Origin of the sequence: Arthrobacter sp. UYCu712 (genome assembly GCF_040547005.1) — a bacterium.
GTDB lineage: Bacteria > Actinomycetota > Actinomycetes > Actinomycetales > Micrococcaceae > Arthrobacter.
Genome location: NZ_JBEPOZ010000010.1, coordinates 113,150 through 136,090, shown reverse-complemented (window position 1 = coordinate 136,090; position 22,941 = coordinate 113,150). Strand labels below are relative to the sequence as shown.

Sequence of the window (22,941 nt, the reverse complement as noted above, 5' to 3'; positions counted from 1 at the left end):
GGTCAAACCGAACGTCCACCGCTGCCTTGGTTGCAGCCCGCCGGATACTGTCGGTGCTGTAAGGCATGATGGAGGCATGAAGGGGCAGGAGCTCTCCGGCGGCACAGTTGAGGCCGCCATGGACCGGTTCAGCCGGCCGACCCGGGACTGGTTCCTGGGCGCATTTTCGGCGCCCACCCCTGCCCAGAACGGCGCCTGGAGCGCCATCTCCTCCGGTACCCACGCCCTCGTGGTGGCTCCTACGGGCTCAGGCAAAACGCTGGCGGCCTTCCTTTGGGCGCTGGACCGACTGCTGATCTCGGCCCCGGCCGAGCCCGAGGAACTGCCGGGCCTCGGCGCAGCCAAGGACGCGGCAAAGGGCACCCGCCGGAAAGCGCCCAAGCGGAACACCCGGGTGCTGTACATTTCCCCGCTCAAGGCACTCGGCGTCGACGTCGAACGGAACCTGCGGGCGCCGCTGATCGGCATCACGCAGACTGCCAAACGTCTGGGGTTGCCCGCACCGCTGATCACCGTCGGCGTCCGCTCCGGCGACACCCCCGCATCGGACCGCCGCGCGCTGCTCAGCCATCCGCCGGACATCCTGATCACAACGCCCGAATCGCTGTTCCTCATGCTCACCTCCAAGGCGCGCGAGACGCTCAGCGAGGTGGACACCATCATCATCGACGAAGTCCATGCCGTCGCTGGCACCAAACGCGGCGCGCATCTGGCGGTTTCGCTGGAACGCCTGGATGCCCTGCTGGCCAAGCCCGCCCAGCGGATCGGGCTCTCGGCCACCGTGGAGCCCAAGGAGCTCGTCGCGCAGTTCCTCGCCGGGTCCGCCCCGGTGGAAATCGTGGCGCCGCCGTCAAAGAAGAACTGGGACCTGACCGTCTCCGTCCCGGTCGAGGACATGTCCGACCTCCAGGGGGCGGCCGGGGCGTTCGATTCCGGTCCGGCGTCCGGGCTCCAGCCGCAGGCTTCGATCTGGCCGCACGTGGAGGAGAAGATCGTGGACCTGGTGCTGGCCAACCAGTCCACCATCGTGTTCGCGAATTCCCGCCGGCTCGCCGAACGGCTGACGGCCCGGCTGAACGAGATCTACGCCGAGCGGCAACTCATGGCCGCCGGCGGAGGCTGGGACGAGTTCGGCGCCGGTGCCTCGGCCTTCGAAAGGCCCGGTGCGGGTCTGTCCGGCGGAGGCCCGACCGGCCGGGGCCAGCCCGGCGGGGGCAGCACCTTGCCGGGAGCCGCGGCGACGTCCACCGCGACCCCGGCACACATGATGGCGCAGGCCGGCAGCACCGCCGGCGCCGATCCGGTGCTGGCCCGGGCCCACCACGGCTCCGTCTCCAAGGACCAGCGTGCCCTGATCGAGGACGACCTGAAGTCGGGGCGGCTGCGCTGCGTCGTGGCCACCTCCTCCCTGGAACTCGGCATTGACATGGGCGCCGTCGACCTTGTGGTGCAGGTGGAGTCACCGCCGTCGGTGGCCAGCGGGCTGCAGCGGGTGGGCCGGGCCGGGCACCAGGTCGGCGAGATCTCCCAGGGCGTGCTGTTCCCGAAACACCGCGCGGACCTTGTACACACCGCGATCACGGTGGAGCGGATGCTCGGCGGCAAGATCGAACGGCTCAGCGTCCCGGCCAACCCGCTGGACATCCTGGCCCAGCAGACCGTCGCCGCCACCGCCCTCGGCTCCATCGACGTGGAGGAATGGTTCTCCACAGTCCGTCGGTCCGCACCGTTCGCCTCGCTGCCCCGCTCCGCCTTCGAGGCCACCCTTGACCTGCTGGCCGGACGCTACCCCTCCGATGAATTCGCGGAGCTGCGCCCAAGGATCATCTGGGACCGGAACGCCGGCACCATCGAGGGCCGGCCCGGCGCCCAACGGCTCGCCGTGACCTCCGGCGGCACCATCCCGGACCGCGGGCTGTTCGGTGTCTACATCATCGGCACCGAAGTGGAGGGCTCGGCGTCTCCCGGTGCGGCCAGCGCCGACGGCCGGGCCGCGAGTCCCGCTGCCGCCGCGGCCAAGGGCGGCCGGCGGGTCGGTGAACTCGATGAGGAGATGGTCTACGAATCCCGTGTGGGCGATGTGTTCGCGCTGGGCGCCACCAGCTGGAAGATCGAGGACATCACCCACGACCGGGTCCTCGTGTCCCCCGCCTTCGGCCAGCCCGGGAAACTCCCCTTCTGGAAGGGCGACTCCCTCGGCCGGCCGGTGGACCTCGGCCGCGCCCTCGGCGCGTTCGTGCGCGAGCTGTCCGCGTCCGACGTCGGACCCGCCACCGAACGCTGCAAAGCCAGCGGGCTGGATGACTTCGCCGCCAACAACTTGATCCAGTACCTCGCCGAGCAGAAGCTCGCCACCGAGGTGGTGCCCAGTGATACGACCCTCGTGGTGGAACGGTTCCACGACGAGCTCGGAGACTGGCGGGTGGTGCTGCACAGCCCTTTCGGCATGCCCGTCCACGCGCCCTGGGCCCTGGCTGTCGGACAGCGCCTGCACCAGCGCTACGGCATGGACGGCTCCGCGATGGCCGCCGACGACGGCATCGTGCTGCGGGTGCCCATGATGGAAGACGAGCCGCCGGGGGCCGAGCTCTTCCTCTTCGACCCCGAGGAACTCGAGCAGATCGTCACGGCCGAGGTCGGCGGAAGTGCCCTGTTCGCCTCCCGGTTCCGGGAATGCGCCGCCCGCGCGCTGCTGCTGCCACGGCAGAACCCCGGCAAGCGGCAGCCGCTGTGGCAGCAGCGCCAGCGTTCGGCCCAGCTGCTGGACGTCGCCCGGAAATACCCCACCTTCCCGATCGTGCTTGAGACGGTCCGCGAGTGCCTGCAGGATGTCTACGATCTGCCGGCGCTGAAGGACATCGCGGCATCCGTGGAGCGGCGCGAACTCCGGATCGTGCAGACCACCACCCAGCAGCCCTCCCCCTTCGCCAAGTCGCTGCTGTTCGGCTATGTGGCGCAGTTCCTCTACGAAGGCGATTCCCCGCTCGCCGAGCGCCGCGCCGCCGCCCTCGCCTTGGATTCGACCCTGCTCAACGAGCTCCTGGGCCGGGTGGAGCTCCGCGAACTGCTCGACGCCAAGGTCATCGACGCCACGGAACGCGAACTCCAGCGCCTCGCCGCGGACCGGAAGGTCCGCGGCTTGGAAGGGGTGGCGGACCTGCTACGCATGCTCGGCCCGCTCACGCCGGAGGAAGTCGCCGCACGCCTGGAACCGGCCGCCGAGTCCGGCGCCGCTGCTGAAGCGCCCGGGACCCTGGCGGACGGGCCTGTTCCAGTGGCCGCGCCGGCGGGGCCCCGTCCGCAAGCGCCGGTCGCCGACGCCGCCGCGCACCTGGCCGCGCTACAGCGCGCCAACCGCGCCATCAGGGTAAACATCGGCGGCGCCGAACGATTCGCCGCGGTGGAGGATGCCGCACGGCTGCGCGACGCCCTCGGCGTCCCCCTGCCCATGGGTGTTCCGCTGGCCTTCATCGAGCCCGTCGCGGATCCGTTGGGTGACCTCGTGTCCCGCTACGCCCGCACCCACGGGCCCTTCACCTCCGCCGAGGCGGCCTCCCGGCTGGGACTGGGCGTCGCCGTCGTCGGCACCGCGCTGAAACGGCTCGCCGCGGACGGCCGCGTGGTGGAAGGCGAGTTCCGTCCCCACGCCACAGGGCCGGAAACGGCCGCCGTCCCGGAAGCCGGCCCGGATGCGGCCGATAACGCCGTCGTAGCCGAGGCACCACTAGCCACCCCCTCCGCCCCGTCACTGGTCGGAGTCAGCGAGTGGTGCGACGCCGAAGTCCTGCGCAAGCTCCGCCGCCGTTCCCTTGCGGCGCTCCGGGCCGAGGTCGAGCCGGTGGACGCCGCCGCGTACGGCCGGTTCCTGCCGGCCTGGCAGAACGTCCGCACCCCCGGGCAACGCGGCCAGTCCGCGCTGCGCGGGCTGGACGGCATCATCACCGCCGTCGACCAGCTCTCCGGCGTGCCGATTCCGGCATCGGCCTGGGAACCGCTGGTTTTGGCGGGCAGGGTGGCCGACTACAAACCGGCCATGCTGGACGAGCTCATGGCTGCCGGTGAAGTTCTCTGGTCCGGCGCGGGGTCGCTGCCGGGCAATGACGGCTGGGTGAGCCTGCATCTGGCCGATTCGGCCGAGCTGACCCTGAACCCGGCCGTGGAGTTCGACCCGGGCGACGCGCAGCAGCGGTTGCTCGACCATCTGCGGGACAACGGCGGCGGGTACTTTTTCCGGCAGCTGACCGAGATAGCCGGCGGCATGGACACGGTGCTGAGCGACCAGGACGTGGTCTCCGCGCTCTGGGACCTTGCCTGGGCCGGCCGGATCACCGGTGACACGTTTTCGCCGGTCCGCGCCCTGATCGCCGGCGGCCACACCGCCCACCGTCAGGTAGCCCGGGCGCCGCGGGCCCGCGCACCCCGGCTCAGCCGGCTCGGGCGCGCCCACGGCACCGGGCTTTTAGGCTCACCCGGGTTGACCGGCGGCCGCTACGGGTCCGCCACCGGCGCTGCCCCGGCTCCCCCGCTGGCCGCTGGCCGCTGGTCCGCCCTGCCCGCCCCGGAGCTGGACGCAACCATCCATGCCCGGGCCACCGCCGAACTCCTGCTGGACCGGTACGGGGTGGTCACCCGGGGCTCGGTCATGGCGGAGAACATCCTGGGCGGCTTCGGGCTGATGTATAAGGTGCTCGCCCGGCTGGAAGAAGCAGGCCGGTGCCGTCGGGGCTACTTCATCGAGCATCTTGGCGCGGCGCAGTTCGCGGTGCCGGCCACGGTGGACCGGCTGCGTTCCTACGCCGAGGACACCCAGCTGCACAAACCCGAACCCAGTGCCCTGGCCCTCGCGGCCACAGACCCGGCGAATCCCTACGGCGCAGCCCTGCCCTGGCCCGCCCTCAACGTCGAAGCGGGCACGGGCCACCGGCCGGGGCGGAAGGCCGGCGCCCTCGTGGTGCTGGTCGACGGCGCCCTGGTGCTTTACGTGGAACGCGGCGGCAAGACCCTGCTGGCCTTCAGCGACGACACGGAGGTGCTGGCCTCGGCCGGGGCCGCCCTGGTGGGGGTCGTGACCCGCGGCGCGATCGACAAACTGATAATGGAAAAGGTCAACGGCCACGGCATCCTGGACACCCCGGTGGCCGCCGCCCTAGCCCAGGCCGGCGCCTACTCCACACCGAAGGGACTGAGAATCCGTGCCTGAGGGCGACTCCGTCTTCCGCGCCGCCGCGCAGCTGCACGCCGCACTGGCCGGCCAGCAGCTCCTGTCCTCCGACTTCCGGGTGCCCCGGTTCGCCACGCTCAAGCTCGGCGGCTGGACCGTCACCGAGGTGGTGCCGCGCGGGAAGCACCTGCTCATGCGGCTGCAGGGACCCACAGATCGGGGGCCTGCCGAGCAAAACCGGCTGACCATCCACTCCCATCTCAAGATGGAGGGCACCTGGCAGGTCTACCCGCCGGGCGGCCGCTGGAGGAAACCAGGCTTCACGGCCCGCTGCGTGCTGCGCACGGCCGCGGCAGACGCCGTCGGTTTCTCACTCGGCATTCTCGAAGTGGTGCGCACGTCCGAGGAAGGTTCCATCGTCGGGCACCTGGGTCCGGACCTCCTGGGCCCGGACTGGGACCCGGCCGAGGCCGAACGCAGGATCGGTGCGGCCCCCGACGTGCCGATCGGCGTCGCCCTGCTGGACCAGCGGAACCTTGCCGGGATCGGGAACATCTACCGCTGCGAGGCCTGCTTCCTCTCCGGCGTCCACCCGGCCTCACCCGTCTCCGCGGTGCCCGGGCTGGCCGCGATCATCACCGACGCGAAGGTGCTGTTGGAGGCCAACCTGGGCGCCGGCCGCCGGACCACGGTGCTCAATCCCCGCGGGGTCGCCGTGGGCCGGACCTCGGGGTTGCCCGGCTACTGGGTCTACCGCCGCGAGCACCAACCCTGCCTGAAGTGCCGGACGCCGATCCGCCGCGGCGTGCTCGGCTCAGCCGCGGGCACCGAGGAACGGGACATCTACTTCTGCCCCACGTGCCAGCCGGCGCCACCGGGCACCGGGCCCGCGACGCGCTGACTACCTGGGGAGGCCTGATTCCGGCGCCGGCCTAGGGTGCCGCTGCCTAGGGTGCGGCGACGGCTGGGTCGGCTGCCGCCACCGGGAGCTTCGGATTCTTCAGTTCCGGTACCGTGAACCGCGGCAGCAGCAGCTGCACAAGCGGTCCGATCGCCAGCGCGTAGAGCACGGTCCCGATGCCCACTGAGCCGCCCAGCAGCCAGCCTGCGCCCAGCACCACGACTTCGATGCCGGTCCGGGAGACCCGCACGGACCAGCCCGTGCGCCGGGCGAGTCCGGTCATAAGTCCGTCCCGCGCTCCGGGCCCGAGGCGGGCGCCGATGTAGCAGGCCGAGGCGATGCCGTTAAGCAGGATGGCCCCGGCGAGCATTCCGATCTGGCCGCCGAGGTGTGAGAACTCCGGAATGAGCGCCAGTCCGACGTCGGCGAACACCCCGACCAGCACGGCGTTGCACAGCGTGCCGACGCCGGGCCATTGCCGGAGCGGGATCCAGAGGAGCAGGACCAGGAAACTGACGATCACCACCACCGTGCCGATGCTCAGCCCGGTCTTGACCGCGAGTCCCTGGTGGAAGACATCCCAGGGATCCAGACCCAGTCCGGCCCGGATAAACATCGCGAGGGATAGGCCGTACATGGCGAGGCCAATGAGGAGCTGGAGGAGCCTTCGGGTCATCATGACACCCATCCTCCCGGAAAACTGGCCTTGCAATCCATAGCCAGTTTGAGATACTGGCTTTATGTCCGGCTCCCTGAATCCGAGTTCCCTGACCCGCCTGCTGGGTGCGTGGAACCTTGGGGCGTCCCCCGCGTACCGGGAACTGGCCGACGTCGTCCGCCTGCTGGTGCTTGACGGCCGCGTGCCCCTCGACATGGCGCTGCCCAGCGAGCGGTCCTTGGCAGCCGCGCTTGGCATCAGCCGCACGACGGTGACCGCCTCGTACAGCCTGCTGCGCGACCAGGGGTTCCTGAGCAGCGGCCAGGGCAGCCGGGGCCGGACATGCATTCCGCACCGCAGCCCCCGCGGCACCGCACCGGATGGCCGATCCGAGCTCAGCGGGGCGCCCGGACTGGCCATTCCGGACGGGCTGCTGGACCTTGCCTACGCCTCCCTGCCGGCCAGCGGCGAGGTAGTGCACCGGGCCTTCGCCTCCGCCCTGACGGAGCTGCCGGCACTGCTGCCCGGATTCGGGTACGACGCTCTCGGCATCGGCCCCCTCCGCGAGGCCATCGCCGCACGGTACACCGCCGCCGGCGTGCCCACCACCGCGCACCAGATCCTCGTGACCTCAGGAGCCCAGCACGCGCTGAACATCATCCTGCGGACCCTCGCCGGCCGTTCCGCCAAGGTGCTCGTGGAACACCCCAGCTACCCGAACGCCCTCGACGCCATCCGTTCGGCCGGCTGCCGCCCGGTTCCGGTGGCCATGCCCCCGGCACGCCAGGCCGGCGGGGCCGGCTGGGACATCGAGGCACTGGAGACCGCCCTGAAGCAGCAGCGGCCCGCCTTGGCCTACGTGGTCCCCGACTTCCACAACCCCACCGGCCGGCTGATGCCGGATTCCCAACGCCGGCAACTGGTCCGTGCAGCGGCCGCCTCCGGCACCTTGCTGGTGGTGGACGAGACTATGCGGGAGCTCAACCTCGACGGCGCGCCTTCCACACCGCTGGCCGCGTTCGGCCCGGCCGTGGTATCCATCGGTTCGCTCAGCAAGTCGCACTGGGCCGGCCTGCGGACCGGGTGGATCCGGGCGGGCGAGTCACTCATCCAGCGCTTCGCCGCCGCCCGCACCACCATGGACCTGGGCGGGCCCATCGTGGAGCAGCTTGCGGCAGCCCACCTGGTCAATGACCTGACGGAACCGCTCCCCGAACGGCTCGCCTCGCTCCGCACCAACCGGGACACCCTGCTGGCGCTCGTCGCCGGGAACCTGCCGACCTGGCGGGCGGAGCGGCCCGACGGCGGCCTGTCGGTCTGGTGCCGGCTGCCGGCACCGCTCAGTACGGCACTGACGGTGATCGCCCCGGACTTCGGCATCCGTCTCGCGGCCGGTCCCAGGTTTGGCGTTGGCGGGGCCTTCGAACATTTCCTCCGGGTGCCGTTCACGTTGGCCCCGGAGCAGCTTGAGACCGCGGTGCTGGCGCTGCGCTCAGCCCAGGACCGGCTGGAGGCATCACCTCAGCTGCGGCGGGATCTCACCAGCCCGCCCGCCGTCGCCATCGCCTGAGCGCGGCCGGGTTTCCGGCGACGGGCAGCCGTCCCTGCGACACCGGGCTTTCCCCTGCGACGCGCAGAATGCCTGGCGCGGCCGGAATTCCCGGGTCGCCAGGCATTTTCGAGTCGCGAGGCATGTTGCGCGTCGCGAGCCGGCGAGCCGGCCGCCGTCGTCCTCGCCGTCGTCCTCCTAGGCGTAGACCTTGCCCAGGAATCCGGCCCAGGCCTTGGCCGTGGCCCCGGAATCACCGCTGCCGCTGAAATCGTGGACGGTCATGCCAACCGGGGCGCCGAAGGCGTTGCGGCCAAAGAAGCGGTACAGGGTGTCCGCCGTGCGGAGGCCCAGGAAGTTCTCGTTCGCGAAGTCCACCTCAGCGGAGAGCCCCCCGCCGCCGTCGAGCTCCAGCTCCACGGCGGTGCCCGGGGCCGCGCCGGCCACTCCCAGCGCCTTCTTGAGCCGCTCGAATCCGTCCGGGGTCTGCGAGGCCGCCGGGGCCTGGATATCGGTGAAGACCACGGGCTTGCCGTCGAAATACTGCAGGTACTGGCCCAGGGTGTGCAGGTAGAACTCGGTGTGCTTGCTGGCGCCGTCGTATTGTTCGTCCCAGTTGTCCGCGAAGATGCCGCTGTGGACGTAGTGCAGCCGGGCGCGGCCGCCGTCGAGTGGTTCCAGCATGTGCTCGAGCTGGTTGAACCAGCCGTCGGAGCCTTCCATCCGGGACACCAGATGGGCCGGATACTCCTCGACGGTTCGGACGGCCGGCCACTGGTCCGTGGGGAACATCCAGGCCGGGGTGCCGGCGGTGACCGCTTCCCAGACCCGCTCGGGGCCGCCGGGGAGCTCGGTGTCGTAGACGATCTCAAAATTCCGCTTGTCAGTCATTGTCCTGCTCCTTAGCTGGCGGGTTTGCGGGTGTCGCTTTGAGTGGCGGGGTCTTCAGTGTGGGATGGAGTGCGACGACGAGGCGGTGCCTGCGCCCCGCGCCCGCTCCGGTGCCGCTGCCGCCGTCGTGGTACTTGTCCATAATCCGGGTCACGGCGACGCCGAGTTCCTCGGCGAAGGCGGCCCGGTCCGCCGCGGTCTGGAAGGTGATCTCGCCGTCGATGGCGAAGGTGGCGAGTTTCTGCCTGGCCGCGGCGGCCCCGGCAATGAGCTGGCCCATCTCCTGGACCATACGTCCGGCGAGCGCCAGCAGCCAGAAGGCCGAGAACCGGTCCGAGAACCGGCGCGGGTCCGGCGCCACGGAGGCCAGGGCCGCCGGTGAAATCAGGTAGGAGGCCGCGGTTGCCCGCAGGATGCGTTCGGTGACATTGCCTTTGCGGCGTTCCTCCACGAGCTCCACTAGCCCGTGCCGTTCCAGCGCCTTGAGGTGGTAGTTCACCTTCTGCCTCGGCAACCCCACCCTGGCGGCGAGCTGCGTGGCCGAGCCGGGCTCTGCGAGTTCGAGCAGCATCCTGGTCCTGATCGGATCCAGCGAGGCCTCCGCCGCGGCCGGGTCCTCGATCACTTCGATGTCCAACATGCGTCCAGCCTGCCAACCGACAGTTTTATTTGTCAAGAACTTTTTTACCGTCGGTTGAGTTCCTGTGCGCCGAGATCGCCGGAAGCATGCGGGCTCGCCGGAGGAGTACGGCGAATCCGCAGGCTTCCGGCGAATTGGGCGGCCGGGGTCCGGCGGCGGCAACCCCGGCGGCCGGGATCGGCGGCACCAACCACGCGGCCAGGCAGGCAGGCCAACCCCGGCAAAGTAGAATGGACCGGTGATGCAATCCCCCCTCCCCGTGCGCGAAGGCGTCAACGCCACCCGCCTCCGCCTCCCGGACGAGGGGCCCTGGGACACGGCGATGGACTACATGATGCACCGCTGGGGGCACATCGACCCGCAGGGCATCGAGGACCGGTTCGACGCCGGCGAGATCGTCGGGGAGGCCGGCATCGCGCTGGACCGCACCACGCCGCTGCGGAACCACACCTTCATCTGGTACTACCGCACGCTGCCGCCCGAGACCCGGATCCCGGTGGAACTGGACATCCTGCACCAGGACGGGCACCTCCTGGTCGTGGACAAGCCGCACTTCCTCCCCACGACGCCCGGCGGAACCTACATCCAGGAATCGGCCCTTGTCCGGCTGCGGAACCGGCTCAACCTTCCGGACCTCATCCCCATGCACCGCCTGGACCGAATGACCGCCGGCATCCTGTTGCTCTCCACCAACCCGGAGACCCGCGGCAACTACCAGGTGCTGTTCGAAAAGCGCCAGGTCCAGAAGGAATACGAGTGCGTGGCCGCAGCCGAGCCGGCCGCCGGGCACCCCGCCGTCGACTTCCCCGTGGTGGTCCGCAACCGGATGACCAAGTCGCGCAGCTACCTGCTCGCCGAGGTGATCGACGGCGAACCCAACGCCGAGACCCGCATCGAGCGGCTCCGCACCTTCGACCACAGCCCCAGGACCGGCGCGGCGACCGGCCCCGCGACCGGCACGGACGACGACGGCGGCCGCCGGGCGCTGTACCGGCTGGAGCCGCACTCGGGCAAGACCCACCAGCTCCGCGTGCACATGGCATCGCTGGGCCTGGGGATTGTCAACGACGCGTTCTACCCCGAACTACTTGACAAAGCCCCGGACGACTACTCGAGACCGCTGCAGCTGCTGGCCCGCGGGATCCGCTTCGTCGACCCCATCACGGGCCGCCCGGTCGAATACCGCAGCGGGCTGGAGCTCAGCGAGGCACGCTAGGCCGCCACGGACGTCCGGACCTCCGGCCGCCCGGAAGTGCGGTACCTTGTGCCCATGGACTTCGGCAACGCTGACAGCTGGGGGGACGCGATCTATTTCTGGATCATCCCGATAGTCATGGGCGACGCCATTTTCCCGCCGGTCCCCTCCGAAATGGTCGTGATCACCGGCGGAGCCCTCTCCGCGGACGGCCGCGCCAATGCCTTCCTTGTGGTGCTCCTCGCCGCCCTGGCATCGTGGCTTGGCGACATCCTCGTGTTCCAGCTCTTCAAACGGCGGCTCAGCCACGTGCTCGACCGCTGGAAATGGGGACGCTCGTTCCACCTGGCCGTGCACCGGGCCATCGCCCAGGCCGGCCGGTCTTCCACCTACGGGGCCATCATCGGAATCCGCTTCATCCCCGGCGGACGGCTGGGAACGACGGCCGCCGCGGGCATCGCCAACGTCTCCACCCGCGGCTTCAGCCTCTGCGCAGCCCTCGGCGGCCTCCTCTGGGCCATCTGGTCGGTGGGCCTCGGCTACTTCACCGGCGCGGCCACCAAGCTTCCGTTCTGGGCCAGTTCGCTGATCGGCGTCGGCGTCGGCCTGGTGATCGGCGCCGTCGTGGGTGTGATCGTCACACGGCGCCGCGGCGACCGGTCCCCGGTGGTGGACGGACCCGAGCAGGAACTGGATATCTGAGGCCGGAGGCCGGCTAAACGGGCGCCCAGCGGCCGCGGTTGCGGCGCAGGACTGTCAGCGCTCCGGTCAGGGCAACGCGTTCGACGGCGTCACGCATCATGGCGGCCGACTCGAGAGCCTGCCTGTTCTCACCGCTGTAGGACGTGGCATCGACCAGGAAGCGCAGGTTCAGCTGGGGCACACCGCCGGACAGCTCGAGCTGGTTCGACTCCACATGGTGCCTCGTCTCCAGCGCCTCCACGGCCGCCGCCATCACGGTTTCCGGCGGGTTGCCCGGCTTGAGCCCGGTGATCTTGAGTCTGGTCTGGAACGATGGCATAGGCTCAAGCCTAGATGCATGGTGCGTGGCGGCCCGAAACGCGTGCTCTTGGCAGCGGCGACGCCCGCGCCTACCCTTACGGACTATGAGCAACTTGTTGCCTGTAGCGCAGCCGGAGCGACCAACAAGCAGTCGCTGGGACCGCCGGGACAAGTTCCATCTCGCCGGCATCACCGGCTTTGTCATCCTGCTCAATGTCGTCGGCTGGGGCGTGCTGATCCTGGCCGTGGCTCCGCAAAACTTCTCCCTGGGCCGCGCTGGTGTATTCGGGGTGGGCCTGGGTTTTACCGCCTTTCTGCTCGGGGTACGGCACGCGTTCGACGCCGACCACATCGCCGTCATCGACAACACCACCCGGAAGCTGGTCGGCGAGGGAAAGACCGCACTGGGGGTGGGTTTCTGGTTTTCGTTGGGCCACTCGACCGTGGTTTTCGGGGCGGCACTGTTCCTGGCCCTCGGCGTGCGGGCACTGGCGGGCACCGTGCAGAACGAGGACTCGGCCCTGGCGCAGACCCTGGGGATGGTCGGCAGCGTCGTGGCTGGAGCGTTCCTGATCCTGATCGGACTGATGAACCTCGTCTCGGTGATCGGCATCGTCCGGGTGTTCCGCGGGATGCGGACCGGGGAACTGAACGAGGCCGAGCTTGAGCGGGAGCTCAACAACCGCGGCTTCCTGGCCCGGCTGCTCGGCGGATCGATCCGGCGGATCGCCAAACCGTGGCACGTCTATCCGGTCGGCCTGCTGATGGGCCTGGGATTCGACACCGCTTCCCAGATAGCCCTGCTGGTGCTCGCGGCTGGTTCGGCGACCTTCTCCCTGCCCTGGTACGCCATTCTGGTCCTGCCGGTGCTCTTTGCCGCCGGAATGAGCATCTTCGACACGGCAGACGGCGTGTTCATGTCCAGGGCCTACGGGTGGGCATTCCTCAAGCCGGTCCGCAAAGTGTTCTACAACCTGACCATCACGGTTCTCTCGGTTGTTGTGGCGCTGGCCGTCGGTGTCATCGTATTGTCCGGGCTGTTGGTGGACAAGTTGGGAATCGAGTCAGGGCCGGCAGCCGCAATGGGGGCACTGGAGCTGGAAAACGTCGGCTACGTCATCGTGGGACTCTTTGTGCTCACGTGGCTGGTTGCGCTCTCCGTCTGGAAATTTGGCCGGATCGAGCAACGCTGGAGCCCGCCGGGCAGCACCTGAGGATCCTGGTCGAATCAAGGCCGGTGAGGGAGCGGAACAACACCCGGCGGTGGTCCTCCTGTCGCTGCCGGAGGGTGGTTGTGTTTTATCCGGCTCGCGCCTATCTTGGCAGGAAGGGGTGCCGCTATGCACGAACTCTCTATAACACAGAGCCTTGTTGAAACCGTCCTCGACCGAATCGGCGAGCGGAAAGTCATTGCGGTCAACGTACAGGTGGGACCGTTCTCCGGTGTTCTGCCGGATGCCATGCGCTTCTGCTTTGACGTAGCCTCCGCGGGCACCCTCCTGGACGGCGCGCAGTTGATGATCGACGAACCGCGCGGCCTGGCCCGGTGCAGAAGCTGCCACGACGAATTCGAGCCGGCCGATCTGATCCTGCTGTGTCCCTGCGGAAGCGCCGACGTCGAAGTCCTCAGCGGCCGCGAACTCATGCTGATGTCGGTGGAGGTGGCTTAGCAAGTGTGTACAACCTGCGGATGCGGCGACGAGACGAACATCAGGGTTTCCACCCTTCAGGAACCCTCAAGCGCACTCTCGCCAGGGCACCCGCATGACCATCCCCATGACCCCGGGCACACGCACGGCCCGGACGACGGCCACGGCCACGAGCACGAGCACCCGCACGTTCACCACTCCGAGACCATCCCGCTGGAACAGAGCCTGCTCGCGAAGAACGAACTGCTCGCCGCGAGGAACCGGGGCTGGCTGGAAGGCCGGGGAATCCGGGCACTGAACGTGATGAGCTCGCCCGGCGCGGGCAAGACCACCCTGCTGGTCCGCACCCTCGCGGACCTCGGCGAGCGGCTGCAGGCCGGCGTCGTCGAGGGAGACCAGGAGACATCCCTGGACGCGGACCGCATCCGCGCGGTGGGACGGCCCGTCGTCCAGATCAACACCGGTGCCGGCTGCCACCTGGACGCCGACATGCTCCGGCGCGGGCTGGACGCTTTGGACCCGGCGACCGGCTCCACGGTGTTTATCGAAAATGTGGGCAACCTGGTCTGCCCTGCGCTGTTTGACCTTGGCGAGGCAGCCAAAGTAGTAGTCGTTTCCGTGACGGAAGGTGATGACAAACCGCAGAAATACCCGCACATGTTCAGGGCAGCCGATCTGGTGATCATCAACAAGTCGGATCTGCTCCCCTACGTTGATTTCGACGTCGACGGGTTCCGGCGCAGGGCCCGGCAGATCAATCCGCGCACCGATTTCCTGGTCCTTTCGGCCACCACCGGCGATGGCCTCGCCGGCTGGTATGACTGGCTCGACGGAACCAATTCCCGGTCATCCACTTTGACCGGATCTTTGACGGACACACTAAGCCCGTAAGGGCCTCCGAAAGAGGCAACAATGCCTACTGAAGCTTCCCTGAAGGCCGAAGAAACCCTTATTCATGTGCTGTGGATCAACGCAGGGCTCAGTTGCGACGGAGATTCTGTGGCCCTGACCGCGGCCACGCAGCCCAGTGTCGAGGAGATAGCCCTCGGCGCCTTGCCCGGCCTGCCGCGCATCGCCATGCATTGGCCCCTGATCGACTTCGAATGCGGCCCGCAGGAAGGGGCCGACGACTTCCTGGAGTGGTTCCGCAAGGCGGACCGCGGCGAGCTGGAGCCGTTTGTCTTGGTGGTGGAGGGGTCCATCCCCAACGAAAAGCTCCACGCCCCCGGCGGCTACTGGTGCGGATTCGGGAACGACCTCGAGACCGGCCAGCCGATCACCACCAGCGAATGGCTGGACCGGCTGGCACCCAAGGCCACCGCCATCATCGCGGCCGGGACCTGCGCCACCTACGGCGGCATCCACGCGATGGCGGGAAACCCCACCGGGGCCATGGGCGTGCCGGATTACCTCGGCTACAACTGGAAGTCGAAGGCCGGGATCCCCATTGTTTGTGTCCCGGGGTGCCCCATCCAGCCGGACAACCTCTCCGAAACGATGACCTACCTGCTCTATCAGGCCACCGGCCAGGCTCCGATGATTCCGCTGGACGACGCCCTGCGGCCCACCTGGCTTTTCGGCAAGACCGTCCATGAGGGTTGCGACCGGGCCGGCTACTACGAACAAGGTGACTTCGCCACCGAGTACGGCTCCCCCAAGTGCATCGTCAAACTCGGGTGCTGGGGCCCCGTGGTCAAGTGCAACGTCCCCAAGCGCGGCTGGATGAACGGCGTCGGCGGCTGCCCGAACGTCGGCGGCATCTGCATCGGCTGCACCATGCCGGGGTTCCCGGACAAATTCATGCCCTTTATGGATGAGCCTCCCGGCGGCAAGCTTTCAACCAGCACCATCCGCCCGTACGGCTCGGCCATCAGGGCGTTGCGTGGAATCACCACCCACACCCTGGACCAGGAGCCCAAGTGGCGCCGGCCCGGTACTGAGCTCCTTACCGGTGCCAAGCGCACCTGGTAGCACCCACATCCAGACAGGTGAAGAACATGACCTCAACGATTCCAATGCCTTCCGGAAGCGGAACAGGTGACAGCAATCTGGTGGAGATGGCGTGGGACCCCATCACGAGGATCGTCGGCAGCCTCGGCATCTACACCAAGATCGACTTCGCGAACAACCAGGTGGTGGAGTGCAAGAGCACGTCCTCGATCTTCCGCGGATACTCCATCTTCATGAAGGGCAAGGATCCACGGGACGCGCACTTCATCACCAGCCGTATCTGCGGGATCTGCGGCGACAACCACGCCACGTGTTCGTGCTACGCCCAGAACATGGCCTACGGCGTGAAGCCGCCCAACCTGGGCGAATGGATCGTGAACCTCGGCGAGGCCGCCGAGTACATGTTCGACCACAACATTTTCCAGGAAAACCTCGTCGGCGTGGACTATTGCGAAAAGATGGTCTCGGAGACCAACCCCGGAGTACTGGCCAAGGCGGAGAACACCCGCGCCCCGCACGAGGGCGACCACGGCTACCGGACCATAGCTGACATCATGCGGTCCCTGAACCCCTTTACCGGGGAGTTCTACCGGGAGGCGCTGCAGGTCAGCCGGGCAACCCGCGAAATGTTCTGCCTCATGGAGGGCCGCCACGTGCACCCGTCCACGCTCTACCCGGGCGGGGTGGGAACGGTTGCCACCATCCAGCTGATGACGGACTACATCACCCGGCTCATGCGGTATGTGGAGTTCATGAAGAAGGTCGTCCCTATGCATGACGACCTGTTCGACTTCTTCTACGAGGCGCTGCCGGGCTACGAACAGGTGGGGCTGCGGCGCACCCTGCTGGGCTGCTGGGGCTCGCTCCAGGATCCCGACTACTGCAACTTCGAGTACAAGGACATGACCGAGTGGGGCCGGAAGATGTTCGTCACGCCCGGCGTCGTGGTGGACGGCAAACTCGTCACGACCGACCTGGTCCGCATCAACCTGGGCATCCGGATCATGCTCGGTTCCTCCTACTACGAGGACTGGGAAGACCAGGAGATGTTTGTGACCCACGATCCCCTCGGCAACCCCGTGGACCGCCGGCATCCCTGGAACCAGCACACCAATCCGCGGCCGCAAAAGCGGGACCTGAAAGAGAAATACAGCTGGGTGATGTCGCCGCGCTGGTTTGACGGCCAGGACAACCTGGCGCTGGACACCGGCGGCGGCCCGCTGGCGCGCCTCTGGGCGACAGCGCTCGCCGGGCTGGTGGACATCGGCTACATCAAGGCCACCGGCCGGAGCGTCCAGATCAACCTGCCCAAGACCGCGCTGAAGGGTCCCGTGTCCTTCGAGTGGAACATCCCGCAATGGAGCAACACCTTAGAAAGGAACCGGGCCCGCACGTACTTCCAGGCCTATGCCGCCGCGGCGGCGCTGCACTTCGCGGAGAAGGCCCTGGAGGAGATCCGCGCCGGGCGCACCAAGACCTGGGAGAGCTTCGAGGTCCCGGACGAGGCAATCAGCTGCGGCTTCACCGAGGCCGTGCGTGGCGTCCTGTCCCACCATATGGTGATCCGCGACGGGAAGATCGCCAACTACCATCCGTATCCGCCGACGCCCTGGAACGCCAGCCCCACGGACTCCGCCGGGACCGCCGGCCCCTACGAGGACGCCGTCCAGGGACAGCCGATTTTCGAGGAGAACGACCGCGAGCACTTCAAGGGCATCGACATCATGCGCACCGTCCGCAGCTTCGACCCCTGCCTGCCCTGCGGGGTCCACATGTATCTGGGCAACGGCCAGACCCTGGAGAAGCTGCACTCCCCCACCCAGACCCTGACCGCAGAGTAGGAGCCATGCCTGGCGAGGACCGGCCGCGTCAGGCCGGCGACCGGATTGAAAGTCTCCTCGACGCCCTCGGAGCCGGCGGGGCGGTTGCCCGCGGGCGCGCCGAGGAACTGGTCCGCCAGGTGACGGAGCTGTACGGCTCCGGCCTGGCCCGGATCCTGGAAATCCTCGACGACCGCGGACAACTGGACGGCGGAACGCTGGAGGCGCTGACCGCCGACGAGCTGGTCTCCAGCCTGCTGGTGATCCACGGGCTGCACCCCCAGGATGTGGAAACACGGGTGGCTGCGGCGCTGGACAGTGTCCGGCCCTACCTCGGCTCGCATGGCGGAAACGTGGAACTCCTGGACATCAGCCCGGCGGGCGTGGTCCGGCTGAGGCTGCTGGGCACCTGCCAGGGCTGCCCGTCGTCGTCGGTCACGCTCAAGTTCGCCGTCGAGGAGGCGATCGAGTCGGCGGCGCCGGAGGTCACGGCCATCGAGGTGGTCGAGGAGGAATCCCGTCCTGCCGTCCCGGCCATGATTCCGGTGGAGGCGCTGCTGGTCCGGCTGAACCACCCTGCCGATGGCGCGGCGGGCCCTGGGCCGGCCGATGCGGGCGGGTGGCAGGAGCACGCCGCCGGATCCTGGGAGCCGGTGCCGGAGATTGCCGGGCTGGAGCCCGGCGACGTTGCCGGCTTCCTGGTGGGCGGGTATCCGGTGCTGGCCTGCCGGACCGGGCAGGACGTCTATGCCTACCGTGACTACTGCCCGCGGTGCACTGCGTCAATGTCCGGCGCCACCCTCCAGCGTGCGCTTGCCGCCCCCGTGGGCGGCGGCCTGCTGCGCTGCCCGTCGTGCCGCGCCCATTTCGACGTGCGGCAGGCCGGGAGCTGCCTTGAGGACCGGACCCTGCACCTGGATCCCTTGCCGCTCCTGGTCCGGTCCGGCGTGATGTCCGTGGCTGTGCCTTTGGTTACCGGCCAGGACGCCTGAATGAACCCGGGACGCAGCGCTGAAACCGGACGGGCCCGCGCGCCCGGCGGGTTGCCGGTGGCCCTGTTGCGCAGGATTGCCGCCAGCCCGCCCGCGCCGCCCGCCGGCGAGCGCTGCGAGATGTGCGGGGAACCCATTCCGGAAGAACATCAGCACGTCGTCGATCTGGAAAGCCACGCCATGATGTGCACGTGCCGGCCCTGCTACCTCCTGTTCACCGACGCCACCGCGCATCTGCGCTACCGTTCGGTGCCGGACCGGTACCTGCTCTTTACCGATTTCGAACTTGGCCCAGGCCAGTGGGACGAGCTGGAAATCCCGGTGGGCCTGGCGTTCTTCTTCCACAGTTCCAGACTGGACCGGACCGTCGCGTTCTACCCGGGCCCCGCCGGCGCCACCGAATCCGAGCTTCCGCTGGGCGCCTGGGGCACGGTGCTGGCCCAGAACCCGGCGCTGGCACTGGCGGTACCGGACACGGAGGCCCTGCTGATCCGCGGCCCCGGACCGGACCGTTCCCGCGCCGACTGCCACCTGGTCCCCGTGGACGCCTGCTACGAACTCGTGGGGCAGCTTCGCCGACTCTGGCGCGGGTTCGACGGCGGACAGGAGGCCCGCGGGCAGCTCGCCGCCTTCTTCGCGCGGCTGGACAGCCGCAGCCGGCCCGCGCCGGAGGACAAGAGTAGGTCCCTGGCGGGAGGATCCCCATGACCGAACTGGCGTTCGCCGTCGTCGACATCCAGCCGGAGCCCTACGCGGCGGCCCCGCAGCTGACCGCCCGGCTCAAGCTGACCGAGTCCACCGGAGCCACCATCCACGCCATCGCGTTGCGCTGCCAGGTACGGATCCTGCCGCAGCGCCGGGGCTACGCGGAAGAGGAGGAACGCGGACTCCTGGACCTGTTCGGCGGGCGCGGCCGCTGGCCCAACACACTCAAATCGTTCCTCTGGCTGCAGTGCGGCACCATGGTGCAGGGTTTCACGGGCAGCACCGAAGCGGATCTGCCCCTGCCCTGCACTTTCGACTTCGACGTCGCCGCGTCCAAGTACCTGCACGCCCTCAGGGACGGTGATATCCCGCTGGAGCTGCTGTTCTCCGGCACTGTCTTCACGAGGGGCCAGACGGGATTCGGGGTGGAGCAGGTCCCGTGGCACCTCGAAGCGTCGTACCGGCTCCCTGTAGCGGCCTGGCAGCGGCTGATGGACCAGTATTTCCCCAATGCGGGCTGGATCCGGCTGGACCGGGATGTCCTGGCTGCTCTGTCCCAGTACAAGTCCGCGCGAGGCCTGACGTCCTGGGAGGCCACGGTCGAGTCCCTGCTGTCCGCTGCCGCGACGGGTGTGGGCGGAGAGCGGCTCCCATGACCATGAGCCTGAGCCTGGCCAGGGCGGTCGCGGATGCCGTCCTCTACGAGGGCTACCTGCTCTACCCCTACCGCGCCTCCTCCCAGAAGAACCAGGCCCGCTGGCAGTTCGGAATCCTCGGGCCGCCCGGGGCCGCGGAGGCCGGCGCCGGGGAGGAACCGGGCATGTTCGCCGACTGTCTGCTGAGCCCCGGACCACATGCGGAGGTGGAAATCCACCTGCGCTTCCTGCAGCTGCAGAGCCGCACCGCGGAAAAGGCGGACGACGACGACGGCGGCTTCAGCCCGGTGCCGGAACTCGCCGTCGGCGCCTCCCGCTGGCTGAGCTGGGACGAGGCGATTGCACAGGAAATCACCGTGGGGCCGATTCCGGTGGCGCAACTGGCCGCCGGGGAAACGCTGCTGCTGCCGGTGGATGTCCCGGCGGGCGAGGAGATTGAGGAACTCGGCGACGGCACCGGCGGGACGGCGGGCAGGCTGGTGCGGCGCCGCCACGAGCTCCGCGGCGAAATCAGGCTGGACTCCATCGGCCTCCCGCGCGGACTCCAGCGGTTACGGGTGTCCGTCATCAACACCGCGGAACCCCTCATGGAACCACGGAACCGGCAGGACGCGATCGCCGGGTCCTTCATCGGCGCGCATGTTCTGCTGAGCCTGCAGGACGCGGACTTCCTCTCCCTGCTGGACCCGCCCGGCTGGGCGCGGGACGCCGCCGCGGGCTGCTCGCAGCACCGGTGCTGGCCCGTCCTCGCCGGTCCCGAAGGACAGACGGACGTCCTCCTGGTCTCGCCGATCATCCTCTACGACCATCCCGCGGTGGCCCCGGAAAGCCCGGTGGCTTTGTATGACTCCACCGAAATTGACGAGATCCTCACTCTGCGGATACTCACCCTGACCGAGGAAGAAAAGTCCGAGGCCCGCGCCACCGATCCCCGCGCTGCCGCGATCATCGACCACTGCGAAGCGATGTCGCCGGAGGAGCTCCAGCAGCTGCACGGGATCCTGCGCAATCCCCACGCCACGGAATTCCCGGCACCCCGCGGGAGCCTCACCAGCAGCGGAGAGGACCCACCCGCCTGGTGGACGCCGGAATCCGAAGCCCTGGTCCAGCCGTCCATGGACGCCGTTCTGATCAATGGAGTGCCGGTGGCCCGCGGCAGCAGGGTCAGGGTGAATCCGAGCCGGCGCGCCGATGCACAGGATCTCTTTTTCGCCGGTCAGACCGGGCGGGTCACGAGTGTGCACTTCGACGTCGACGGCAGCACACACGTGGGCCTGGTGCTCGAAAAGGACCCGGCCGCTGACCTCCACGAAGGCTACGGCAGGTCCTTCTACTACGCTCCCGAAGAACTTGAACCGCTCGAGGATGGAGAGGGAAACCAGATATGAAAACTGTAGGAATGGCCACGGTGGGCCTGCTCGTGGCGCTGGCGCTGGCGGCCGCGTACGTCGGGATCCGGTCGGTCCCCGATATCCAGCGCTACCTGAAAGTGCGGCGGATGTGACATCCCCACTCCAGCCCGGCAATCCCGCCACCGGGACGGCGGAACGCGGACCCCGCATCCTGGTGGCAGGGGTGGGGAACATGTTCCTGCGCGACGACGGGTTCGGTCCGGAGGTGGCCCGGAGGCTGGCGGCGGCCACAGGCCCGGCGGCACCCGGCGTGCTGGCCGTGGACTACGGCATCCGCGGCATGCATCTGGCCTACGATCTGGTGGCCGGCGTGGACGTCCTGGTGATCGTGGACACCGTCCCCCCGGACGCAGCGCCTGAGGTGGGCTCAGCGTCCGGCGCTGCCCCGGGCAGCATCCGCGTGCTCCGGGTGCGCCCGGGGGACCTCGACGGTGCCGCGTCCCTGGACCCGCACGGCATGGACCCGGTGGCCGTGCTGGGCCGGCTCCGCTCGCTCGGCGGCGAACTGCCCCTGACCTTCGTCGTGGGCTGCGTCCCCGCGGACCTCACCGAAGGAATCGGACTCACCGGCCCGGTGGCGGCGGCCGTACCCCGGGCACTGGCAGCCGTCGAAGAACTGATCACGCAACACACGCCCGTCTAGAACGAAGTCCCGGATAAAGAAGCAAGGGAGTGCACACCATGTGCCTTGGAATACCAGGCAAGGTCGTCGAGCTGCTGGAGGGTTACGGCAACCAGCTGGCCCTCGTGGACGTGGCCGGAGTGCGCCGTAAAATCAATATCGGCCTGCTGGACGAGGGGCCGCTGGAGCCGGGAACGTGGGTCCTCATCCACATGGGATTCGCCCTGGAACGCGTGGATTCCGCGGGCGCGGAACAGGCCATGGGCGGACTGGAGCTGATGGGCCGGCCCAGGGACGCCGACGACGACGCCGGCTAGCCCGCCCGGGAGCCCTGCCGGGGCCTAGTGTTCGAGCGCGATCGCTGCGCCCCGGTGTTCGACGCCGATATTGGCGATCCGCAGGTGCCGCGCCGTAAAGTGCTGCAGCCGCTGGAGCTGTAGCGGCGTGAGCCGGTCACATACCCAGTCCCAGTGGAGCGACACCGCGTCCCCGACGGCCAGCCCGGCGACAAAACCGGTGCCGTTCACCGCGTATTTCGCCGACTCCACCACGGCCTCCCCCACGGCCAGCGCTGTTCCGTCCCAGACCAGGGGCCGGGACCGGACCACGGCGTCGTCGCCGGAGATCGCCAGCACCTCACCCCACCGGATCCGGCACCGGTCAAGCACGCTCAGGGCCGTGGCATGGCGGCGGTCGTCGTGGAGCAGGCCCAGCCAGGGGTAGATCTCGAAGACGTGGAAACTGTGGTGCGGAACGCCGCCGGCCAGGACGCCCTCCGCCAGATGCGGGAACTGCCGTCCGGTGCGGGCCCGGAACCGGTCCTCCATGGAATTGCCGATGTTGGTGATTCCGACCGAGTCCAGGAGGCTGTTCCCTACCCAGTAGGCCTCCACGACCCGGTAATCGAGCGGATCGCGGATACCGGTGGAGGCCGCGATCAGCTCCAGGTACGGCCAGGCGCCGGCGAATCCTTTGGCCAGTTCTCGGAGCCCCTGGTCTGTGACGCCGGACTGGCCGTAGTGCAGCAATGCGTCACTGTCCGGCGGCCCGCAACTGCCCCGGGAATTGGGCGGGTAGGCGTAGCGGACAAACAATTGGGCACCGTCAAGAACCACGATCTGGCCACCTTCTGCAAGGG

The 22,941-nt window shown here is 68.8% G+C and carries 22 protein-coding genes; 17 read left to right on the top strand and 5 right to left on the bottom strand.

Annotation, left to right across the window (positions count from 1 at the left end; genetic code table 11):
* Window positions 1-76 precede the first annotated feature (76 nt).
* Window positions 77-5,200 (top strand): DNA glycosylase AlkZ-like family protein, encoded by a 5,124-nt coding sequence (locus ABIB51_RS12190; protein WP_354188297.1) that lies wholly within the window; start codon window positions 77-79, stop codon window positions 5,198-5,200.
* Complete coding sequence (locus ABIB51_RS12185) at window positions 5,193-6,062, top strand: DNA-formamidopyrimidine glycosylase family protein (protein ID WP_354188295.1); 870 nt, start codon at window positions 5,193-5,195, stop codon at window positions 6,060-6,062. Before ABIB51_RS12190 ends, ABIB51_RS12185 begins: the two co-directional genes overlap by 8 nt.
* Before the next feature lie 46 nt (window positions 6,063-6,108).
* Here ABIB51_RS12185 and yczE read toward each other — a convergent pair whose 3' ends face one another.
* A complete protein-coding gene (gene yczE, locus ABIB51_RS12180; RefSeq protein ID WP_354188293.1) occupies window positions 6,109-6,741 on the bottom strand; it encodes a membrane protein YczE in 633 nt (210 codons plus the stop codon).
* A 61-nt stretch (window positions 6,742-6,802) separates the two neighbouring features.
* On the opposite strand from yczE, the gene yczR reads away from it, so the two are divergent.
* Window positions 6,803-8,290, top strand: a complete 1,488-nt coding sequence (yczR, locus tag ABIB51_RS12175; RefSeq protein WP_354188291.1) for a MocR-like transcription factor YczR — start codon at window positions 6,803-6,805, stop codon at window positions 8,288-8,290.
* Window positions 8,291-8,467: 177 nt separating this feature from the next.
* On the opposite strand, the gene ABIB51_RS12170 is transcribed toward yczR, so the two are convergent.
* Window positions 8,468-9,160 (bottom strand): SRPBCC domain-containing protein, encoded by a 693-nt coding sequence (locus ABIB51_RS12170; RefSeq protein WP_354188289.1) that lies wholly within the window; start codon window positions 9,158-9,160, stop codon window positions 8,468-8,470.
* The gene (locus tag ABIB51_RS12165; RefSeq protein ID WP_354188287.1) at window positions 9,153-9,800 is read right to left on the bottom strand and encodes an ArsR/SmtB family transcription factor; all 648 of its coding nucleotides are present in this window, start codon (window positions 9,798-9,800) and stop codon (window positions 9,153-9,155) included. Before ABIB51_RS12165 ends, ABIB51_RS12170 begins: the two co-directional genes overlap by 8 nt.
* Before the next feature lie 241 nt (window positions 9,801-10,041).
* On the opposite strand from ABIB51_RS12165, the gene ABIB51_RS12160 reads away from it, so the two are divergent.
* Both ABIB51_RS12160 and ABIB51_RS12155 read left to right on the top strand, forming a co-directional pair.
* Complete coding sequence (locus ABIB51_RS12160) at window positions 10,042-11,016, top strand: RluA family pseudouridine synthase (protein ID WP_354188327.1); 975 nt, start codon at window positions 10,042-10,044, stop codon at window positions 11,014-11,016.
* A 54-nt stretch (window positions 11,017-11,070) separates the two neighbouring features.
* Window positions 11,071-11,697: a DedA family protein gene (locus tag ABIB51_RS12155; RefSeq protein ID WP_354188285.1), complete on the top strand. Its 627-nt coding sequence runs from the start codon at window positions 11,071-11,073 to the stop codon at window positions 11,695-11,697.
* Window positions 11,698-11,710: 13 nt separating this feature from the next.
* Here the strand turns inward: ABIB51_RS12155 and ABIB51_RS12150 are convergent, their stop codons facing one another.
* Complete coding sequence (locus ABIB51_RS12150) at window positions 11,711-12,016, bottom strand: hypothetical protein (RefSeq protein ID WP_354188283.1); 306 nt, start codon at window positions 12,014-12,016, stop codon at window positions 11,711-11,713.
* A gap of 85 nt (window positions 12,017-12,101) precedes the next feature.
* Between ABIB51_RS12150 and nicT the strand changes: the two genes are divergently transcribed.
* The 12 genes from nicT to ABIB51_RS12095 all read left to right on the top strand — a co-directional run bounded on the left by nicT (window position 12,102) and on the right by ABIB51_RS12095 (window position 22,120).
* On the top strand, window positions 12,102-13,211 hold the full coding sequence (gene nicT / locus ABIB51_RS12145; RefSeq protein ID WP_354188281.1) for a Nickel transporter NicT: 1,110 nt from the start codon (window positions 12,102-12,104) through the stop codon (window positions 13,209-13,211).
* A gap of 126 nt (window positions 13,212-13,337) precedes the next feature.
* Entirely contained in the window at window positions 13,338-13,667 is a 330-nt protein-coding gene (locus ABIB51_RS12140) for a hydrogenase maturation nickel metallochaperone HypA/HybF (RefSeq protein ID WP_354188279.1), read from the top strand.
* 3 nt (window positions 13,668-13,670) lie between these two features.
* Window positions 13,671-14,537 (top strand): hydrogenase nickel incorporation protein HypB, encoded by an 867-nt coding sequence (hypB, locus tag ABIB51_RS12135; protein WP_354188277.1) that lies wholly within the window; start codon window positions 13,671-13,673, stop codon window positions 14,535-14,537.
* Window positions 14,538-14,558: 21 nt separating this feature from the next.
* Complete coding sequence (locus tag ABIB51_RS12130) at window positions 14,559-15,617, top strand: NADH-quinone oxidoreductase subunit B family protein (RefSeq protein WP_354188275.1); 1,059 nt, start codon at window positions 14,559-14,561, stop codon at window positions 15,615-15,617.
* Window positions 15,618-15,643: 26 nt separating this feature from the next.
* Window positions 15,644-17,437: a nickel-dependent hydrogenase large subunit gene (locus tag ABIB51_RS12125; protein WP_354188273.1), complete on the top strand. Its 1,794-nt coding sequence runs from the start codon at window positions 15,644-15,646 to the stop codon at window positions 17,435-17,437.
* 5 nt (window positions 17,438-17,442) lie between these two features.
* Entirely contained in the window at window positions 17,443-18,408 is a 966-nt protein-coding gene (locus tag ABIB51_RS12120; protein ID WP_354188271.1) for a NifU family protein, read from the top strand.
* Window positions 18,409-19,116, top strand: a complete 708-nt coding sequence (locus ABIB51_RS12115) for a DUF5947 family protein (protein WP_354188269.1) — start codon at window positions 18,409-18,411, stop codon at window positions 19,114-19,116. It begins immediately after the preceding gene.
* On the top strand, window positions 19,113-19,769 hold the full coding sequence (locus tag ABIB51_RS12110; protein ID WP_354188267.1) for a DUF6084 family protein: 657 nt from the start codon (window positions 19,113-19,115) through the stop codon (window positions 19,767-19,769). The genes ABIB51_RS12115 and ABIB51_RS12110 overlap by 4 nt, the downstream gene beginning before the upstream one ends.
* Complete coding sequence (locus ABIB51_RS12105; protein WP_354188265.1) at window positions 19,766-21,157, top strand: hypothetical protein; 1,392 nt, start codon at window positions 19,766-19,768, stop codon at window positions 21,155-21,157. The genes ABIB51_RS12110 and ABIB51_RS12105 overlap by 4 nt, the downstream gene beginning before the upstream one ends.
* Entirely contained in the window at window positions 21,154-21,273 is a 120-nt protein-coding gene (locus tag ABIB51_RS23230; protein ID WP_502916120.1) for a DUF6893 family small protein, read from the top strand. The genes ABIB51_RS12105 and ABIB51_RS23230 overlap by 4 nt, the downstream gene beginning before the upstream one ends.
* Window positions 21,270-21,824, top strand: a complete 555-nt coding sequence (locus ABIB51_RS12100; RefSeq protein ID WP_354188263.1) for a hydrogenase maturation protease — start codon at window positions 21,270-21,272, stop codon at window positions 21,822-21,824. Before ABIB51_RS23230 ends, ABIB51_RS12100 begins: the two co-directional genes overlap by 4 nt.
* 38 nt (window positions 21,825-21,862) lie before the next feature.
* Window positions 21,863-22,120: a HypC/HybG/HupF family hydrogenase formation chaperone gene (locus ABIB51_RS12095; protein ID WP_354188261.1), complete on the top strand. Its 258-nt coding sequence runs from the start codon at window positions 21,863-21,865 to the stop codon at window positions 22,118-22,120.
* A 24-nt stretch (window positions 22,121-22,144) separates the two neighbouring features.
* On the opposite strand, the gene ABIB51_RS12090 is transcribed toward ABIB51_RS12095, so the two are convergent.
* Window positions 22,145-22,918 carry a DUF6390 family protein gene (locus ABIB51_RS12090; RefSeq protein ID WP_354188259.1) on the bottom strand — a complete coding sequence of 258 codons (774 nt, stop codon included), beginning with the start codon at window positions 22,916-22,918 and terminating at the stop codon, window positions 22,145-22,147.
* Window positions 22,919-22,941 lie beyond the last annotated feature (23 nt).

Bases quoted from the DNA above. Each gene is read 5' to 3' on its own strand.
- yczE (WP_354188293.1), bottom strand. From the start codon at position 6,741: ATGATGACCCGAAGGCTCCTCCAGCTCCTCATTGGCCTCGCCATGTAC.
- ABIB51_RS12190 (WP_354188297.1), top strand. From the start codon at position 77: ATGAAGGGGCAGGAGCTCTCCGGCGGCACAGTTGAGGCCGCCATGGAC.
- ABIB51_RS12155 (WP_354188285.1), top strand. From the start codon at position 11,071: ATGGACTTCGGCAACGCTGACAGCTGGGGGGACGCGATCTATTTCTGG.
- ABIB51_RS12160 (WP_354188327.1), top strand. From the start codon at position 10,042: ATGCAATCCCCCCTCCCCGTGCGCGAAGGCGTCAACGCCACCCGCCTC.
- ABIB51_RS12150 (WP_354188283.1), bottom strand. From the start codon at position 12,016: ATGCCATCGTTCCAGACCAGACTCAAGATCACCGGGCTCAAGCCGGGC.
- ABIB51_RS12130 (WP_354188275.1), top strand. From the start codon at position 14,559: ATGCCTACTGAAGCTTCCCTGAAGGCCGAAGAAACCCTTATTCATGTG.
- nicT (WP_354188281.1), top strand. From the start codon at position 12,102: ATGAGCAACTTGTTGCCTGTAGCGCAGCCGGAGCGACCAACAAGCAGT.
- ABIB51_RS23230 (WP_502916120.1), top strand. From the start codon at position 21,154: ATGAAAACTGTAGGAATGGCCACGGTGGGCCTGCTCGTGGCGCTGGCG.
- ABIB51_RS12115 (WP_354188269.1), top strand. From the start codon at position 18,409: ATGAACCCGGGACGCAGCGCTGAAACCGGACGGGCCCGCGCGCCCGGC.
- ABIB51_RS12170 (WP_354188289.1), bottom strand. From the start codon at position 9,160: ATGACTGACAAGCGGAATTTTGAGATCGTCTACGACACCGAGCTCCCC.
- ABIB51_RS12125 (WP_354188273.1), top strand. From the start codon at position 15,644: ATGACCTCAACGATTCCAATGCCTTCCGGAAGCGGAACAGGTGACAGC.
- ABIB51_RS12095 (WP_354188261.1), top strand. From the start codon at position 21,863: ATGTGCCTTGGAATACCAGGCAAGGTCGTCGAGCTGCTGGAGGGTTAC.
- yczR (WP_354188291.1), top strand. From the start codon at position 6,803: ATGTCCGGCTCCCTGAATCCGAGTTCCCTGACCCGCCTGCTGGGTGCG.
- ABIB51_RS12120 (WP_354188271.1), top strand. From the start codon at position 17,443: ATGCCTGGCGAGGACCGGCCGCGTCAGGCCGGCGACCGGATTGAAAGT.
- ABIB51_RS12140 (WP_354188279.1), top strand. From the start codon at position 13,338: ATGCACGAACTCTCTATAACACAGAGCCTTGTTGAAACCGTCCTCGAC.
- ABIB51_RS12165 (WP_354188287.1), bottom strand. From the start codon at position 9,800: ATGTTGGACATCGAAGTGATCGAGGACCCGGCCGCGGCGGAGGCCTCG.
- ABIB51_RS12105 (WP_354188265.1), top strand. From the start codon at position 19,766: ATGACCATGAGCCTGAGCCTGGCCAGGGCGGTCGCGGATGCCGTCCTC.
- ABIB51_RS12110 (WP_354188267.1), top strand. From the start codon at position 19,113: ATGACCGAACTGGCGTTCGCCGTCGTCGACATCCAGCCGGAGCCCTAC.